The 415-nt window shown below is 48.7% G+C and carries 2 protein-coding genes; both read left to right on the top strand.

The genetic code is table 11. The annotated features are described in order from the left end of the window. Positions 1-141: YaaL family protein (locus NE664_14670; protein ID MCQ4727878.1), on the top strand; the 141-nt coding region annotated here is incomplete at its 5' end. 25 nt (positions 142-166) lie between these two features. Further along, positions 167-415, top strand: a 249-nt coding sequence (locus NE664_14665) for an alpha-amylase family glycosyl hydrolase (protein MCQ4727877.1), incomplete at its 3' end; no start/stop codon positions are given.

Raw genomic sequence — 415 nt, 5'->3', positions numbered from 1 at the left:
AAAACGGCCATCGACTCGGCAAGAAACCATTTTGAACAGGTGATCGACCCCACGCTGATCGACTGCTATATCTACGAACTAAACGCGGCACAGCTGCGTTATCAGTTCCTCCTGCGGCGATTCAAAAGCCGGGAGGTATAAACATTTCACACTGGAGGATAAGTATATGAGCAAGTGGTATGAAAAAGGGGTATTTTATCATATGTATCCCTTAGGGTTAACGGGAGCGCTGAAAGAGAATTCCGGTGCCGACGTTACAGACCGTTTTGAGGAAATGGATCAATGGATTCCTCATATCCGGTCACTTGGCTGTAACGCCATTTACATCGGGCCACTGTTTGAGTCCTCCTCACACGGGTATGACACAAGGGACTACCGCACGGTGGACTGCCGTCTGGGTGACAATGAAAGCTTT

Origin of the sequence: Anaerotignum faecicola (assembly GCA_024460105.1) — a bacterium.
Taxonomy (GTDB): Bacteria; Bacillota; Clostridia; order Lachnospirales; family Anaerotignaceae; genus JANFXS01.
Note: the sequence above shows the minus strand (reverse complement) of the source record. Positions and strands in the feature narration are given on the sequence as shown.